We start from the raw sequence: 16,328 nt of genomic DNA, 5'->3' as shown, positions 1-16,328 counted from the left end.
GCACTACAATGACCACATCTGTCGCGTGGGGGCCTGTTTTCCCCGTCTATTCCACTATAATAGGCGACCAACTTTCACAAAAGATCTACGCCTTGAAGGATGGCTCCTTCGTGGCGGTCTGGACCGATCTCAGCAATACTGGGGCGGACACGCACGGAGGCGCTATCAAGGGGCAGCTTTTCAGTGCCGACGGCAGCAGGAAGGGTGCAGAGTTCCTCATCAACACCACCACAGCTGGGTTGCAGATCTTTCCCGATGTGATCGTCCTGAACGATGGCCGGTTCGTCGTGGCATAGCAGAGCGCCGATTATGTGCGGGCCCGTGGCTACAATGCGAATGGATCGCCCATCGGCGATGAGTTCAAGGCGAGTTCGACCAGGTTCGACGACCACTTTGCGTTGACGGCTCTCACGAATGGCGGTTTCGCTGTTTCCTATTGCAATGACGATGTACAGGTCCGCGTTCAGAGCTTCGATGCCAACCTGCAGAAGAGCGGGACTGCAGCAGTGCTTGCGGAAAGTTACGGCTTTACGGAAGTCGTCGGACTGCAAGGACAGTATATCGCCTTTTACGAGAAAGGGACGTCAATCCAGGGCCAGCTTCGCAACAACGACGGAAGCATGCCAAACGGCTCGGTTGCGATCAACATCTCGACAACGGGTGATCTCAATTCCAAGCCCGTTGCGACCAAGCTCGCGGATGGTCGGATCATCGTGATCTGGACGAGCCTGACGGACAGGACTGCCGGCCCCGATCTTCACCAGATCAAGGGGCAGATCCTGAACGCCAACGGCACCAAAAGCGGGGGCGAATTGCTGCTGAGCGTGCCGGGGGCCGTCGACACAAAGGCCGCGACGGTCTCGGCCCTCGCCGGCGGCGGATTTGCCGTAGGCTACCTGGATCAGATTGCGGGCAGGAATTCGGCCGATATTCACATTTCGGCCTTTAGTGCCAACGGCGCTCGCGTGGGCACCGATACCATTCTTGATCGGGCCTACGAAGGGGACGGCACTTACGCCTTGGACATGACGATATTGGCGGACGGACGTCTGGCAGTGACCTGGACCAATACGGTCAGTGAATGGGATGATTTCGGCTCGAGTATTCATGGCCAGATTGTCGACCTGCGCCAGTCCGGAGTGACGGTCACAGGCACTGCTACGGACGACCACTATTATGGCTCGCGCTTCAATGACTCCATGAAAGGAGAGGCCGGCGACGACCGGCTGTTCGGCCACGAGGGTGACGACGTCATCGCGGGTGATGCGGGCAATGACGTGCTCCGCGGCCAGGGGGGCGCGACACTCTGATCGGCGGTGACGGCTCCGACGCATTCGTGTTCGACACCGCGCCGGTGGTGGGCAAGGCCAAGCACATCGACCGGATCGTCGATTTCAATGGCCGGGCCGATAGGATCCATCTGGACGATGCCGTCTTCAAAGACCTGAGCAAGAAGGTGGGATCTTTCGACGCGCCAGTGAAGATCGACAAGAAGGCGTTCTGGAAGGGCAACGCGGCGCACGACAAGGATGACCGGATCATCCTGAAGTCCTCGGGCGAGGTGCTCTATGATGCGGACGGGACGGGCAAGGGCAAGGCGGTCGTTATCGCCAAGCTTGACCGGCAATCCCTGAAATTCGTGGATGCCGGCGACTTCTTCGAGGTCTGACCCTCGTTCCGGGACCGGCGGGGCGGCTGCAGGCGGGTTCTGCAGCTTTCGCCTTTGAGATCCTGGCTGTTGGCCGCTGAAAGGAGACGGGTGTCCTATCGGCCCCGGTCCCTTCACCGGGGTGGCATCGAATCTGGGGACAGGCTGTGCAGAAGCTCCGGGCCGGCTTGCCGCCAGGCTCCCTTGGCCCCAGAACAGCCTCATGTGAATGAGGAGAGGCCATCATGGCTGGAAGCGTGAACAAGGTGATTTTGGTAGGGAATCTGGGGCGGGACCCTGAGGTTCGGCGTCTGTCGAACGGGGAGCCTGTGGTGAACCTTCGGATCGCCACGTCGGAGACCTGGAAGGACAAGGGCACGGGCGAGCGCAAGGAGAAGACCGAGTGGCACTCGGTGGTGATCTTCAACGAGAACTTGGCCCGGGTGGCGGAGCAGTACCTGAAGAAGGGCTCGAAGGTGTATCTTGAGGGTCAGCTGCAGACGCGCAAGTGGACCGACCAGAGCGGCCAGGAGAAGTACACCACCGAGGTGGTGCTGCAGCGCTTCCGGGGCGAGCTGACGATCCTGGACAGCCGCGGCGGCGGCGGGGCGTCGGAGTTCGGCGACGACGAGCCGGGCCAGATCAGCCGCGGCGGCGACTTCGGACGAGCCTCCCCCACGGAGCGCAGACCGGCTCCCTCCTTCTCCGGGGGTGGCAATGGCGGCGGCGGTGGCGGAGGCGGCTCGCGCTACAGCGACCTCGACGACGACATCCCGTTCTAGGGATTTGCCACTCGGGCAGGAAAGGCCGTCCGAAAATACGGCCCAACCTCCCGCGAGCCGGAGATTGGCGCAATGTCGTGCCCTCTCCGGCCTCGGTCGGGTCCTGACGCTGGAGCTTTAAGTCGATGCCATGCTGAAAACTTACCTTGCGTCATAGTATGGAAGCTGCTCATCTAAGGGTAGATTCCGGGTGCTGCTGAAGCTCGTCGGTTGAGTGAAATTTCCAGGGTTTCCTGTCGTGCACTGCTACTTTCACCTTGTGCACATGCACGAACGGATCATCGACGAGGCTGGGATCGAGGTCTCGGATGTGGAAGCGGCTCATTATCAGGCGCTCAAGGCCATCCAGGAACTGAGACAGGAAGGCGAGGCCGACGAGGTCGACTGGAGCGGGTGGCAGCTCGAGGTTGTCGACGAGTCGGGCAGGGTATTGCTGTCAATCCCGCTGAACGTGGCGCAGCACTGAGAATTCCTCTCACGAGCCGAGGCAGAGGATCACGTGCTTGCGGCATATGGCCTTCGCTCAGGCCCGCCTCGCGCCCAGTCGCGACCATCTCGGGCTTGATGTTTCGGGCGAGGAGTGGTTAGGCAGCGCGACGATCATTCAGAACGAAGACATCATGAGCCTCTCCTCACCGTCCCTCGACACGCTCTTCACCTGGATCCGCACCGAGAGCCCGACCCACGACCGGGCCGGGGTCAACCTGATGATGGACCTCGTGGTCGCCCAGATGCGGGACGCGCCGGTGGCCGTCGAGCGCATCGCCGGCGAGCAGGGCCTGGGGGATGTTCTCGTCCTGCGGACCGGCCCGCAGACGTCGGAACCGGGCATCCTGGTCATGTCGCATCTCGATACGGTGCATCCTGTGGGCACGGTCGAGACCGATCTCCCCCTGCGGGTCGAGGGCGACCGGCTCTACGGGCCGGGCATCTACGACATGAAGGGCGGCGCCTGGTTCGCCCTGGAGGCGTTCAAGGACGTGGCCCGCCGGGGCAGCGCGGCACGGCCCATGGTGTTCCTGGTCACGCCCGACGAGGAGATCGGCTCGCCGATCACCCGACCGATGATCGAGGATCTCGGCCGCCGCTCGGCCGCTGTGCTCGTGACGGAGCCTGCCCGCGACGGCGGCCAAATCGTGACGGCCCGCAAGGGAGTAGGGCGCTTCGACGTGCATGTGGAGGGACGCCCCGCCCATGCGGGCTCGCGCCACAAGGACGGGCGCAACGCCGTCTATGAGGCCGCCCGCCAGATCCTGGCCATCGAGGCCCTGACCGATTACGGGCGCGGCATCACCACAACGGTCGGCATGGTGTCGGGCGGCACGGCGGTGAACACGATTCCGCAGCATTGCCGCTTCCCGGTGGATCTGCGGGTCGAGACCGTGGCCGACGGAGAGTCCGTGACGGCCGCCATCCTCGGGCTGAAGCCGTCCAGCCCGGACTTCAAGCTCACCGTGACCGGCGGCATGAACCGGCCGCCTTACGAGCGGTCCGAGGCGACGTCGAGGCTGTTCGACCACGCCAAGTCCCTGGCCGCCGAAATCGGCTTCGACCTCGTGTCGGCACCGCGCGTGGGCGGCGGTTCGGACGGCAATTTCACCGCGGCCCTGGGCATTCCGACCCTCGACGGGCTCGGGATCGACGGCGACGGGGCGCACACCCTCCAGGAATACGGCCTGATCTCGTCGATCGCGCCGCGCCAGAAGCTCATGACGCGCCTCCTCGAAACCCTGCGCTGAGCCCGTGTCCCAGGCACGCTACCGGCCTAACGTGGGCATCGCGCTGTTCAACGGGGACGGCCTGGTCCTGATCGCCAGGCGCCTGCGCGACGACGGGCCCGAGATCATCGCGCCGGGACACGACTGGCAGATGCCGCAGGGCGGCGTCGACGACGGCGAGGACGTTCTGGCGGCGGCGAGGCGGGAACTCTGGGAGGAGACGAGCGTCACGAACGCAAGCCTGCTCGGGCTGACGCCCGAGTGGGTCGCTTATGATTTTCCGCCCTATGCCGGGCCGCCGCACCGCCTGTCCCCGTTCCGCGGCCAGAGCCAGCGCTGGGCCGCCTTCCGGTTCACGGGCACCGACGACGAGATCGAGGTCGGGGGCATCCGGGGCGGCGCCGTACCGGAATTCAGCGCCTGGCGCTGGGAACGGCTCGAGCGGCTGCCGGACCTGGTAGTTCCGTTCAAGCGCGCCGTCTACGAGCACGTGGCTCGTGAATTCGCGCCGTTCGCGTCCCCGTCCTGAGATGCGCTTTCCAACGAGCGGAGCATCGGGCCTAAAACCGGGTCCGGTGCTCTAGGGCTGCTGACGGAGCAGCGCCAGCACGCCGTCGATGATGAACTGCACCGCCAGCCCGGCGAGGATCACCCCGAGGAGGCGCGTCAGCACCACGTTGCCGGTGACGCCGAGCCAGCGGGAGACGCGGTCGGCCGCGGAGAACACCACGAGGCAGCTCAGGATGCCAAGGGCAATCAGGATCAGCAGCGCCGTCAGATAGACGAGGTTGCCGTCCGCCCGTCCGGCGAGCAGAATCACGGCCGTGATGGCGCCCGGGCCGGCCATCAGCGGGATGGCGAGCGGGAAGGCCGCGACATTGCGGATGTGGTCCTCGGTGATGGCGATGTCGGCCGTGTGCTGCTTGCGCTCGTTGCGGCGTTCGAACACCATCTCGAACGCGATCCAGAACAGCAGAAGGCCGCCGGAGATGCGGAAGGCCGGGATGCCGACGCCCAAGAGCCGCAGCAGAACCTCGCCGCCGAGCCCGAAGAAGGCCAGGATGCCGAAGGCGATCAGGCAGGCGCGCACGGAAACGCGGCGGCGCTCCGCGGCGTTCATTCCCCGTGTCAGCGACACGAAGATCGGCGCCAGCGCCACCGGGTCGAGGGTGACGAGAAGAGTCACGAGGGCAGCGGAGATGTAGTCGAGAAGCATCGGCTGGACCTTCCTGCAAGCTTTGCTTTATGGGGTGATCGAACCGGTTTGACGAGGGGCGATGCGACGATGTTCACGGTTATGGATCGGATCAGCCGGCCGGGCCACCCGGCCAAGCCCAACGAGGATATCTGCGGCGTCTCGGGAGATTGGGCCTGGGTGATCGACACCTCGATCTTTCCGGGCACGACGCCCGTCATGCGCGGGACGAGCGACGCCGCGTGGCTGGCGACATTCGCCGACGAGCGTCTCTCGAACCTCGCCCCGGCCGCCCAGGACGGCGTGGCCCTCCTGCGCCACGTGATGGAGGAGGCGCGCACCGCCTACCGGGCGGTTGCGCCCAGGGAGCGGCACGAGGATTTCATCACCTGGCCGCTTGGGGCCATGACCCTGGTTCGCCGCAGGGGCGACGTTCTCGACGCCTGGACCTTCGGCGACACCACGGCCTATGTCCGGCAGCCCGACGGCTCCGTCGCGACGCTTGGCGACGCTCCCGGCCTGCGCGCTGCCGAATCGTCCAAGGCGGCGGAGCTGATCGGGCAGGCGGGATCCCGCCCCACGACCATCCTCGATGAGCCCGTTTTCCTCGCGTGGCTCGGCGAGCGTCGGGAGCGGCAGCGGAAGAGCGGCATCCCGGCCGCTCTTCTGAGCTTCAATCCTGACGCCGCCGACCGGCTGCGGCACGAGACGGCGCCGTGCCGCGACGGCACCGCGATCCTCCTGGCCTCGGACGGGTTTTCGGCCCTCGTCGATCTTTATCGGGCCATGGACGCACCGGCCCTCATGGCGGCCGCCCTGTCGTCCGGACTCGAACCTCTCGTGACCCTGGCGCGCGAGATCGAGACGGAGCGCGATCCGGACGGCCGGCTTTATCCCCGGTTCAAGGCGAGCGACGATGCGACGGCGATCCTGCTGAGGGCCTAGTCCGGTTGTCGTCCCTGCCCGGGTCAGATGGCCTCCCGCTCCGGGACGGCCTCCGCCACGCCGGGGTTTGCGACCTGCAGCACCGTCAGGCGCCGCGATTCGCCCGTGCGCGTCGTCCAGCCGATGGACTGCCCGACGGGCAGGCCGATCAGGGCGGTTCCGATCGGCGTCAGCACCGAGATCCTCCCCTTCGAGATGTCCGCTTCATGCGGATAGGCCAGGGTGACGGTCTGCACCCGCCCGGTCGTGTCGTCCCGGAAATCGACCGTGCAGCCCATATGAACCGCGTCGGGGCGGAGCCTCCCTTCCGCAAGAACATGTGCCCGGTCGAGCTCCGCGCTCAGGTCCCGTGCCACCTCCGGCATGGTGTGCTTGGCCGCCTCGGCGAGGGTCGACAGCTTCTCAAAATCGGACGAGGTCAGGGTGATCCGCGGCTTTGCGCCGGCTGATGCTTTTCTGGTCATGGGTGTCTCCTGGATTTGAGGATGCCGCAGAGCGGGATGCTGCGGCGGAGCCGGGATCAGGGATCCCGTTGGCTGGTGAGGGGCATGGCGCGTCGTGTGGGTGGAGGCCTCACGGCGCGCCACGACGAGGAGCCCTGGTGACTGGCGGCGCGGACGGGATTCGGCTTTTCAACGGGATCCAGGACCTGAACGGCGATGACGCGGCGTGGCGCCGGAGGAGCCGGCGTTCTGCCTCACAGGATGTCCGGATGCGCAGCTGTCTTGAAGCGCCCCGAGCCCGGAACGCCGACGCGCGTTGAGCTCGGGGCTAATGGCCCGCGATGAGGTTGCCTGCCCGATGCAGGCCGCGACGGTGCGTTAAGAAGCTCAACATGACCCGGGGAGGCTCCTACACCCGGCGGGCTTTGTCAAATGACGGCAAGGCTGCGCGGCAGTCGTCGCAATCGCTGGTCCCACACTCACAGGCCTCCGGTCATGGGACGGCGCCCTCCCGTGATCCCATCCTCCGCCTGTGCCGGCCAGCCACCACGTCATCACCGGGCTTGTCCCGGTGATCTCGATTGCTTGAGGTGAGGCGCTTTTCCGATCGGGATGGCCGGCACAAGGCCGGCCATGACGTGGCAGGGTCGGATGACGGTGAGTTGATCTGTGCGCTGTCAAAGAGCAGCACCTGTGGGCCCGCAGCTTGCGCTGCGAGCCTGTCAGGATGATCGAGGGTGGCGCGAGTGGCAGCCCGGCTCGATGTCTGAGGTGATAAGCGAGAGCCAAGCTGCTCGTCGCGCACGGTTCTTTTCAGGCGGACCAGCTGGACGGAGCCCAAGGTCGGCCTCCTGCGCGCCCAGGGGTGCGAAGCCTGTCGCAGGACCGTGCCGGCTCCCACACTTGCGACGCCTCGCGAGCGCGCCCCTCGCAGGAACCGATCTGTCCAACGATATAGCTTAGCTTGGCACCCCTGTCAAGAACAAAGTGAGAACACATCGTTGCACAGACCCTGCCACGTCATCACCTGCCTTGTGCCGGTGATCCCGACCCGTAAGGCACACTGCTCTTCCAATCGGGATGGCCGGGACAAGCCCGGCCATGACGTGATGGGTGCCATGACGGGCGGAGGGTGGCCATGACGTGGTGGGTGTCAGGACGAGCGGGGGTCAAGAAACGGCCGTTGGAAAACGGGAGAGGGTGCCGGCCATGAGAGCAGCGCGTCCGTTCCGAACGAAGCTTTGCTTTTTTCGTCTAACGGACAGAATTCCTGTCGGCATTAACGGAATAACGACAACTCGTGCCGAATGGTGACGGAGAGCGTCGCGTGGAATGAATCGAAGCCCGTTGTGCCGGATTATGTGATCATCTCTCTCAGCATCGTGACGGCGGTGGCCGGGATCCTCGGCGCGTTCTTTCTTTTCGTGCGCGGGTACAACGACGATCTCGCGCAGGCCGAGGCCGATCTGACGAACCTCGCGCTCGCGCTCCAGGAGCGGACGGACGGAGTCTTCCAGTCCACCGAGAACGTTCTGCGCGACGTGGTCAGCCGCATCCCGCAGGCCTGCCTCCAGGCGCACGAGTTCGACGGTTTCGCCGCCGCGCAGACGACCAAGGCCACCTTGGTGGGCGCGTGCCACTCGCTGCCCCAACTCGTCCGGATCGACCTCGTCAATGCCCGCGGAAGGATCGTCGGCTCCTCGACGCCGCGCCCCATGTCCGATCCGATCTATCTGAAGGACACGTCCTATTACCGGGCGCTCGCGACCGAGCCGGCCCTGACCCTGTATCTCGGCGAGCCGATGAGAATCCGGGCGATGGACAAGAAGGTTCTCTCGCTGGCCCGGAAGATCCTGGATGCCGACGGCAATTTTCTCGGCGTCATCGTGGCCACGATCGACCTCGATCATTTCGAGAGGATCTTCAAGGATCACCTTCGCACACACTCCCAGGCAATCACGCTCTATCGCCGCGACGGCATCATCCTGGCGCATTGCCCGGTTTCCGAGAGGGCGCTCGGCCGGCGGGTGTGGAGGCCCAACACCCCGCTGCAGCGCCTGATCGCCAAGAACATCCCGACTCTCATCCGCGACGTCAGCTGGATCGACCGGAAGGAGCGCGTCATGGCTCTCCATCCGCTCGCCCATTATCCGGCCGGCCTCGCGGTCAGCCGGACGGTCGCGGAGATGATGGCCGGACGGCGCCTCGAGAGCCGCGTGGTCGCGTTCTTCGCCTATCTGATGGATATCGGAATCGAGGCCGCCACGCTGCTCGGCCTCCGGCATGTGCGAACCGGCATCCTGCGTGCGGCGAGCGAAAGCTACCTGTCGCGGCACGACGTGCTGACCAAGCTTCCCAACCGGTTCCAGTTCGTCGAAGATCTCAAGCGGACGTTCCTCGCGTCCCAGCGATCGAGCACGGACTTCGCGCTGCATCTCGTCGACCTCAACCGGTTCAAGGACATCAACGACAGCTTCGGCCACGCGGTCGGCGACGAGATCGTCCAGGCCGTGGCGCGGCGCCTGCGCGAGCGCTTGCGGAAGACCGACCTCATCGCGCGCATCGGCGGCGACGAGTTCGCGATCATCCAGCGGCCGATCCGCAACCGCCAGCAGGCCATCGATCTCGCGACGGCCATCCAGTCGGCCATGCGGATCCCGTGCACGGCCGGCAACACGGAGATCGAAGTCGGGCTCTCCATCGGCATCGCCATCGCGTCGACCGACGGCAAGACCTCCAACGAGATCCTCAAGGCCGCCGACATCGCGCTCTATGCGGCGAAGTCGGATTCCAGCTGCAGCTACCGGATCTTCGATTCCGGCATCAAGGACGCGCGGGCGGAACGCCGCGCCCTCGAAGGGGCGCTCAAGGCCGCTCTGGAGAACAAGGAGCTCGACCTGTTCTATCAGCCGATCCTCGACCTTGCGACGAACCAGATGTGGGGCTGCGAGGCGCTGGCGCGCTGGAAGCACCCGACCAAGGGCATGATCTCGCCGCTGCAGTTCATCCCCACGGCCGAGGAATCAGGCCTCATCGGCCCGATGGGCGATTGGATTCTCGAGGAGGCCTGCACGACGGCCATGACCTGGCCGCAGCCGCTGAAGGTGGCGATCAATCTCTCGCCCGTGCAGTTCCGCAGCCGGGATGTGGTGGCGAGCGTCCGCACCGCCCTGGAGATCTCCGGCCTGCCGGCCCACCGCCTCGTCCTGGAGATCACGGAATCCGTCAAGCTCACCGAGGAGGCCACGGCGGCGCTCAAGAAGCTCAAGGCGCTCGGCGTTTCCATCGCGCTCGACGATTTCGGCACCGGCTACGCGTCGATGAGCTATCTCAGCAGCTTCCCGTTCGACAAGATCAAGATCGACCAGTCCTTCGTGCGCAACATGCTGACCTCCGCGGACAGCCGCGCGATCATCAAGGCGACCATCGGCCTCGCCAAGGACCTGAACATGAGCACGACGGCCGAAGGGGTCGAGACGGAGGAGCAACTCAATGCCCTGCGTCTCGCCGGCGCCTCCCAGGCCCAGGGCTACCTCATCGCCAAGCCCATGTCCCGCGAGGCCATTGCATCCTTCATCGCGGACGTCCCGAAGCCGCTGGCGAGGAAGCGGGACGAGTCGTCCCGCGCCGTGGCGTAGCGGCTGCGCCATCCCGTTCAGCGTCGCCATCAGCCCAGGGGGCTGGCCCTTTTTGCGGTGCAGCAACCCTTTCCCGCCCCGGGCGTTCCCCGTCTGCAAGCAGAACGGAGATTGCGGATGCGCATCGTGGAGACAGCCGTCGACCTGAACTCATCCGGCCGTCATGGCTATGACGGTGATCGGACCGTCATGCCGGACCCGGTGCGTGATCAGGATCCGGCCTCCCACGGGCCGGATCGGAAGCCGGACAATGCCCGCGGGTCGATGACAGGGGGCGCTGGCAGGGCACCGCGCTGGCTCGTGCCTGCGCTTGCGAGCGCCGCCGCTCTGGGAGCAGCGGCCCTCTACAACCGCCGGCGGGCCCAGGAGGCCGAGCGCCGGTACCCGCCGATCGGCCGTTTTCTCGACGTGGACGGCGTGCGCCTGCACTACATCGACCGCGGGCGGGGCAGCCCGCTGGTGCTGATCCACGGCAACGGCACCATGATCCAGGATTTCACCGTCAGCGGCCTCGTGGACCGACTCGCTGACCGGTACCGGGTCATCGTCATCGACCGTCCCGGCTATGGCTACAGCGCGCGGCCGCGGCAGCTCTGGACGCCCCGGGCCCAGGCCCGGCTGTTCAGGAGCGCCCTGGCCCGGCTGGGGGTCGAGCAGGCGGTGGTTTACGGACATTCCTGGGGCACCCTGGTCGCGGTGGCCCTCGCGCTCGAATCCCCCGAACTTGTCCGTGGCCTCGTCCTGGGCTCGGGCTACTACTACCCGACCCTGCGGGCGGACACGTTCCTGCTCTCGCCGCCGGCCATCCCCCTGGTCGGCGATGTCATGCGCTACACCGTCTCGCCGCCAGTGGCACGAGCCATCCTTCCGGGCATGATCAAGCGCGTGTTCCAGCCGGCGCCGGTGCCGGAGCGCTTCGAGCGCGAGTTCCCGAAGGCGCTGATGCTGCGGCCCCTGCAGCTTCGCGCAGCCGCCGAGGATGCCGCTCTCATGCCGCCGTCGGCGATGGACCTGGAACGGTATTATGCCGAACTGAGGGTGCCGCTCACGATCATCACGGGCGCCGACGATCAGATCGCCGATGTGGGCCGCCAATCGGCACGTCTGCACCGGGAACTGCCGCACAGCGAGTTCATTGTCCTGCCCGGCCTTGGGCACATGATCCATCACCTGTCCTCGGGGGCCGTCGCCGATGCGATCGACCGCACGGCCCAGCAATCCGCCCGGATGTGGGCCTTCTGATCCCGGCAAGGATCGTTCCGGCCCGCACCGCCGTGCGCCGCCCCGCGACGGCAGCCGTTAACGGAGCGCTCACCATGTCGAGCGGAAGTCCCGATCGGGTGTGAACGCCGCCTTTCCTTTCGGAGTTAGCCAGCCGAACTCCGAAAGGAAAGGGCGTCGCATGAACCTGATCCCGACACGCTGGTCGAGAGCCTCCCAACCCGAGTACACGGGCTATGAGGCGGGCCCAATCTGCATTCTCGTGGTGGAAGATGATCTGATGATCGGCGCTGCGGCGGCGGGAGCCCTGGAGGATGCCGGGTTCCTGGTGTTGACCGCCGCCAGCGCCGAGGAAGCGGAGGTCATCCTCGGCCAGGAGGTGATCGACGTCCTGTTCACGGACATCGACCTGGGAGGACGGGACGGCTGCGACCTCGCTCACAGAGCACTCAAGGCACAGCCCGGCCTTTCGGTCGTCCTGGCCTCCGGGCGTTCGCGAAGGTGCCACGGTGACCGCATCCCGGCCGGCGCTCGCTTCCTCCCCAAGCCCTACCGCCTGTCCCAGATGGTCGGCGAAGTGCATCTGGCCGCACAGGAAAAAACGGCCCCGTAACCGTCAGGCCCGCAATTGCCGGACCCGGGTCCGGTCCCATCGACATCCAGGAAGGAAACATCCATGCGCTATGGTCTCGCCGCTCTCGCCGGTTCCATTCTGATGACCACCTCGTCTCTCGCTCAGGCGCCAGCGGAGGTCGAGGCCTGTCGACTCTCCGGGCTGGCGGCTCTCAAGGAGCGCTCGCCGTCCCTCGAACACCTGACCTTCGACATGGAGTCGCTGGCCATCTCGAAGGCAGCCACCCGGGTGGAGGATACGCCGATCCGCATGGTGGTCATGGGCGAGGCTTATCTTCAGCGGGAGAAGAGCGACAAGCCGAACCGCTTCGTGTGCCTCGTCAGCGACAAGGGCAAGGTTGTCCTCACCTTCTTCACCGAGCAATGAGGACAGACGTCCGGTAGTGACGGGGCTGATGCCGGGAACGGCCGTTGCAAGGAGCGGCCCGCGCCGCAACGGGCGGGCCGGTCAGGCCCGCGCGAGCACCAGGCAGTCGAGCACGGCGCCATAATGGCAGCCGGCGGCAACGAGAACGAAGGCGTGCCAGATCGCATTCTGAAAGCGCAGGCTCTCCCACAGATGGAACACCACGCCGGTCGTGTAGAGAATGCCCCCGATGGCGAGAAGCCAGAGGGTCGAGGCGGGGAGGGTGCCGAACACCGATTCGTAAGCCATGACGCCGCTCCAGCTCAGGAGCAGGTAGAGCAGGATCGAAAGGCGGTCGAAGCGTCCCGGGAATCGGAGCTTGAGCGTGATGCCGACCATGGAGGTGAGCCACACGCCGGCCAGCAGCGCCAGGGATTCGGCGCTTGCCTTCATCTGCGTGATGAACGGCGTATAGGTGCCGGCAATCAGGAGGTAAATGGCCGAATGGTCGAACCGCCGCAGCATCCATTTGACGGGCGAGACCGGCCAGAGGTTGTAGAGCGCCGAGACGGTGAGCACCGTCAGAAGACCGATCCCGTAGATGAGCAGGGACGTGAACTCCCAGGCTCCGACGGCGGGAGCCGCCACGACGAGCAGCGCCGCGATGGAGACAACCCCGATCGTCACGCCGACAACATGCACGATGCCATCGGCAATGATCTCCTTCACGTCATAGTCCCATCTCAAAGCCGTCATCCTTGGAAGGTTGGCGCAGGCGACGCCCACAGAGCAGGACGTCCATACTCGGTCCGGCCTAGTGGTCGGACCATCGAACCAAAATTGTAGTGCCGCCGCACTCCGGAGCCAGGGCCTGCGACAGCCTTGCAGCCCGGCTTTCTCCCGAGCCACCTCGGCCGGTAACAGCCTCCCCAGGGGGATTTGCACCCGCTAAGAGGCCGGCGTGCTGGTGACCTAACGTTAATCTATGTTAGTATGCCGCAGACTAAGGTGATGGGGCCGGCTTCGTTCGCTGTGCGGTGCCGGAGGGCTCTGGGGACTCTGCGAAGGAGCTCACGATGGCCGGGAAAGTCGTGTTTCCGTCTTCAGGCATCCACATGCCGGTCTCGCGAGATGCATCATCCGGCGGGCGGACCCTTCCTCCGGGCTATATCCATCTTGGGGTGGCCCGGGAAATCGAACCGATGTTGCGCGAGTTCGGCCTTGACCCTGATCCGATCATCCGCGAGGCCGGGCTCGACCCGCGCCTGTTCGAGGATGGCGCGAACGTGATCCCGCACGCGGCCCTTGGCCGGCTGCTCTCCCTCAGCGTGAGCCGCACGAACTGTCCCCATTTCGGGCTGCTCGTCGGCCAGCGCGCGACGATCCTGTCGCTTGGACTGGTCGGCCGCCTGATGCAGCAGTCGGACACGGTGGGTGACGCCATGCGTGGGCTCGTCTCCAACCTGAGCATCCAGAACCGGGGCGCCGTCCCGTCGCTCACGATCGTCGGGGACACGGCCCTGTTCACCTTCTCGGTCTACCAGCCCGAGGCCCAGAGTGCCGGCCAGATCTCGGACGGGTCGCTGGCGGTGTCGGTCAATGCCCTGCGGGCCCTGTGCGGGTCCGAATGGAACCCGAGCGAGGTTCTTCTGCCCCGGGCCGCCCCGGCGGATCAGGAGCCCTACCGTCGGCATTTCCGCGCGCCCGTCCGGTTCAACCAGGAGAGCGCCACGATCGTCTTCCCGGCCCGTGACCTGGAGATCCGGATCGCCGGAGCCGATCCGGTCTTGCGGGCCATGCTGGAGCAGCGAATCCAGCAGATGAAGGGGGCTCCGGACTCGGCCTTCTCCGATGACATCCGGCGGCTGCTGCGCACGCGGCTGACCAGCAATCACTGTTCGGCCGACGACATCGCGCATCTCCTGGCGATGCATCGCCGCACCCTGAGCCGCCGCCTGAAGGACAGCGGCATGGGCTACAGGGCGATCACCAACGAGATCCGGTTCGAGATCGCCCGGCAATTGCTGACGGACACGCAGGTGCCGCTTTCCCAGATCGCCGCCGCCCTTGGCTATTCCGAGGCCAGCGCCTTCACCCGCGCCTTCCGGCGCTGGTCTGGCCAGACGCCGACCGCCTGGCGCGGCGATGGCCATTGAGGCTGATGAACGATCGATCGGTAGGGAACGGACGGTCGTCGCTCAGAAGTCGCGCTGCACGCGCAGGCGGCCTTCCCATGCATCCTCCGAACCGGTCGGCCGGAAGGTGCCGGTCGGTTCGCCGGAAGCGGTCGTGAGCGGAATCGCCATCCGCTCGCGTGGATCGACCCGGATGTAGAGCGCCTCGACACCGATGAGGAAATCCTTCACCGGCGTCCAGATCACGTTGGCGCCGACGCGAATCTCGTCGAAGTCGACGAGGCCCGTCGTGGTGCCGGCCGAACCATTGGCCAGCGTCGCGACCGTCGTGGGCACCACGTATTGCGCGACACCGGGCGCATCGAAGCGCATCCAGGAGCCGAACACGTTCGTCTGCCAGGTCGGGCTCCAGTTGTGGTTGAGGCCGCCGGCGATGGCATAGGCCTTGTTGGTCTTGTACTCGCCCGTGAAGATATCCACGAAGGCATCCGTGAAGGGCATCGCCAGCGAGCCGGCGCTGACGAAGCCGTTGCTGATCGCGCTGGTCTGTCCGGTGTTGAGATAGCCGATCGCGCCATCCGTGTAGGTGGCCATCATCCAGACGGTATCGCCAACCCCGAGGGCAGGCACGTTGACGTAGCCGAGAGCCGCCAGGGCGAACCCGTAATCCGTGTCCGCATGGGTCGGATTGGGCAGTCCCGTGATCGGGTTGATCACGGGCGTGGTCACGCCGTCGACCGTCGTGAGACCCGCCGCCACGTCGCGGATCTGGTGCAGGGCGCCCGACAGCTGCACTTCGCCCCAGGTACCCTTGTAGCGGATGTTGGCCACCACATCCGGCACGATCTCGCCCGCGTAGGTCGAGGCGATCGGCGCAAAGACCGAGGTCGAACCAACTCCGAACAGGGGGAAATCAAGCTCGTTGTTGATCCGGCGGCCGATCCCGTCCTCGAGCGACAGGGTGGCCGAGAGGCCGTTGCCGAACGAGAATGTGTAGGCCAGAAGGTTCACCTCGGCGTTCGCGGGGTCGTCGAAGCGCAGGTCACCGAAGTTCGGGGCCGGCAGGTCCGGGCTCGTGAAGAACGACACCGCACGACCGGCCGTCAGGCCGCCGAACTGGACGAAGGCCTGCTTCACGAGGGCGCTGTCGCTGCCATAGACGCCGGTGTTGTGGGTCAGCTCGAAGCGGATGTAGGTGCGCAGCATGCCATATTCGGTGGCGGTGCGCGCATCTAGGTTGATGCGGCCGCGGCCGCGGAACCCGATGGAGTCGTCCTCCCGGTCGGCAGGTTCGATATAGGCGTACTCGGCCCGCACACGCCCGCCGACGCGCAGGCAGGTTTCGGTGCCGGGGATGTAGAAGAACCCGTTGCCATGAGTGGAGCAGACCCGGACATAGTCGACCGGAGCTGCGGTCTTGGCCGGCAGATCGGCGGCCTGCGCTCCGCCGGAAAGGATCGCCGCGCATCCAAGCAACAGGGTTCGCACAGACGCCATGATACACGCTCCACGACAAAGCCCAGCCCTATGATGAAAGATTGTGCAGACGCGAGCGGTACCGTCAAGCAGACCGCGACGGACGGCTCCATGGCAGCGCCCAAATCCAACCCGGTGTGGCCGGCCG

Annotated in this window: 17 protein-coding genes; 13 read left to right on the top strand and 4 right to left on the bottom strand. The window is 65.8% G+C overall.

The window, feature by feature from the left end; translation table 11 throughout:
- The first annotated feature begins 8 nt into the window (after window positions 1-8).
- The 7 genes from HPT29_RS15050 to HPT29_RS15020 all read left to right on the top strand — a co-directional run bounded on the left by HPT29_RS15050 (window position 9) and on the right by HPT29_RS15020 (window position 4,677).
- Complete coding sequence (locus HPT29_RS15050) at window positions 9-296, top strand: hypothetical protein (protein ID WP_173948166.1); 288 nt, start codon at window positions 9-11, stop codon at window positions 294-296.
- A 102-nt stretch (window positions 297-398) separates the two neighbouring features.
- Window positions 399-1,310: a calcium-binding protein gene (locus tag HPT29_RS15045; RefSeq protein ID WP_173948165.1), complete on the top strand. Its 912-nt coding sequence runs from the start codon at window positions 399-401 to the stop codon at window positions 1,308-1,310.
- A gap of 26 nt (window positions 1,311-1,336) precedes the next feature.
- Complete coding sequence (locus HPT29_RS15040) at window positions 1,337-1,669, top strand: hypothetical protein (RefSeq protein ID WP_173948164.1); 333 nt, start codon at window positions 1,337-1,339, stop codon at window positions 1,667-1,669.
- A gap of 224 nt (window positions 1,670-1,893) precedes the next feature.
- Entirely contained in the window at window positions 1,894-2,430 is a 537-nt protein-coding gene (ssb, locus tag HPT29_RS15035; protein WP_285892592.1) for a single-stranded DNA-binding protein, read from the top strand.
- 265 nt (window positions 2,431-2,695) lie between these two features.
- Window positions 2,696-2,896 carry a DUF6894 family protein gene (locus tag HPT29_RS15030; protein ID WP_210271867.1) on the top strand — a complete coding sequence of 67 codons (201 nt, stop codon included), beginning with the start codon at window positions 2,696-2,698 and terminating at the stop codon, window positions 2,894-2,896.
- 154 nt (window positions 2,897-3,050) lie between these two features.
- Window positions 3,051-4,169, top strand: a complete 1,119-nt coding sequence (locus tag HPT29_RS15025; RefSeq protein WP_173945041.1) for a M20 family metallopeptidase — start codon at window positions 3,051-3,053, stop codon at window positions 4,167-4,169.
- A gap of 4 nt (window positions 4,170-4,173) precedes the next feature.
- Window positions 4,174-4,677 (top strand): RNA pyrophosphohydrolase, encoded by a 504-nt coding sequence (locus HPT29_RS15020; protein ID WP_173945039.1) that lies wholly within the window; start codon window positions 4,174-4,176, stop codon window positions 4,675-4,677.
- Between the two features lie 51 nt (window positions 4,678-4,728).
- Here the strand turns inward: HPT29_RS15020 and HPT29_RS15015 are convergent, their stop codons facing one another.
- Window positions 4,729-5,364 carry a MarC family protein gene (locus HPT29_RS15015; protein WP_173945038.1) on the bottom strand — a complete coding sequence of 212 codons (636 nt, stop codon included), beginning with the start codon at window positions 5,362-5,364 and terminating at the stop codon, window positions 4,729-4,731.
- 69 nt (window positions 5,365-5,433) lie between these two features.
- Here HPT29_RS15015 and HPT29_RS15010 point away from each other — a divergent pair, with 69 nt between their 5' ends.
- Window positions 5,434-6,288 carry a PP2C family serine/threonine-protein phosphatase gene (locus HPT29_RS15010; RefSeq protein ID WP_173945037.1) on the top strand — a complete coding sequence of 285 codons (855 nt, stop codon included), beginning with the start codon at window positions 5,434-5,436 and terminating at the stop codon, window positions 6,286-6,288.
- Window positions 6,289-6,311: 23 nt separating this feature from the next.
- Here the strand turns inward: HPT29_RS15010 and rnk are convergent, their stop codons facing one another.
- Window positions 6,312-6,752, bottom strand: coding sequence for a nucleoside diphosphate kinase regulator (rnk, locus tag HPT29_RS15005; RefSeq protein ID WP_173945036.1), 441 nt, complete (start codon window positions 6,750-6,752; stop codon window positions 6,312-6,314).
- A gap of 1,286 nt (window positions 6,753-8,038) precedes the next feature.
- Here rnk and HPT29_RS15000 point away from each other — a divergent pair.
- From HPT29_RS15000 to HPT29_RS14985, 4 genes are all read left to right on the top strand, one after another.
- Window positions 8,039-10,369, top strand: a complete 2,331-nt coding sequence (locus HPT29_RS15000; protein WP_173946799.1) for a putative bifunctional diguanylate cyclase/phosphodiesterase — start codon at window positions 8,039-8,041, stop codon at window positions 10,367-10,369.
- A 264-nt stretch (window positions 10,370-10,633) separates the two neighbouring features.
- Entirely contained in the window at window positions 10,634-11,611 is a 978-nt protein-coding gene (locus tag HPT29_RS14995; RefSeq protein WP_173946843.1) for an alpha/beta fold hydrolase, read from the top strand.
- A 160-nt stretch (window positions 11,612-11,771) separates the two neighbouring features.
- The gene (locus tag HPT29_RS14990) at window positions 11,772-12,203 is read left to right on the top strand and encodes a response regulator (RefSeq protein WP_173946800.1); all 432 of its coding nucleotides are present in this window, start codon (window positions 11,772-11,774) and stop codon (window positions 12,201-12,203) included.
- 63 nt (window positions 12,204-12,266) lie between these two features.
- Entirely contained in the window at window positions 12,267-12,590 is a 324-nt protein-coding gene (locus HPT29_RS14985) for a hypothetical protein (RefSeq protein ID WP_173946801.1), read from the top strand.
- Window positions 12,591-12,671: 81 nt separating this feature from the next.
- On the opposite strand, the gene trhA is transcribed toward HPT29_RS14985, so the two are convergent.
- Window positions 12,672-13,325, bottom strand: coding sequence for a PAQR family membrane homeostasis protein TrhA (gene trhA / locus HPT29_RS14980; RefSeq protein WP_173946802.1), 654 nt, complete (start codon window positions 13,323-13,325; stop codon window positions 12,672-12,674).
- A 320-nt stretch (window positions 13,326-13,645) separates the two neighbouring features.
- Between trhA and HPT29_RS14975 the strand changes: the two genes are divergently transcribed.
- Entirely contained in the window at window positions 13,646-14,725 is a 1,080-nt protein-coding gene (locus tag HPT29_RS14975) for an AraC family transcriptional regulator (RefSeq protein WP_173946803.1), read from the top strand.
- Window positions 14,726-14,767: 42 nt separating this feature from the next.
- Here HPT29_RS14975 and HPT29_RS14970 read toward each other — a convergent pair whose 3' ends face one another.
- Entirely contained in the window at window positions 14,768-16,201 is a 1,434-nt protein-coding gene (locus HPT29_RS14970; protein WP_173946804.1) for a porin, read from the bottom strand.
- Window positions 16,202-16,328 lie beyond the last annotated feature (127 nt).

The organism is Microvirga terrae (genome assembly GCF_013307435.2).
Taxonomy (GTDB): Bacteria; Pseudomonadota; Alphaproteobacteria; order Rhizobiales; family Beijerinckiaceae; genus Microvirga; species Microvirga terrae.
The sequence above is the reverse complement of the archived record's forward strand: the minus strand, read 5'-3'. Positions and strand labels throughout refer to the sequence as shown.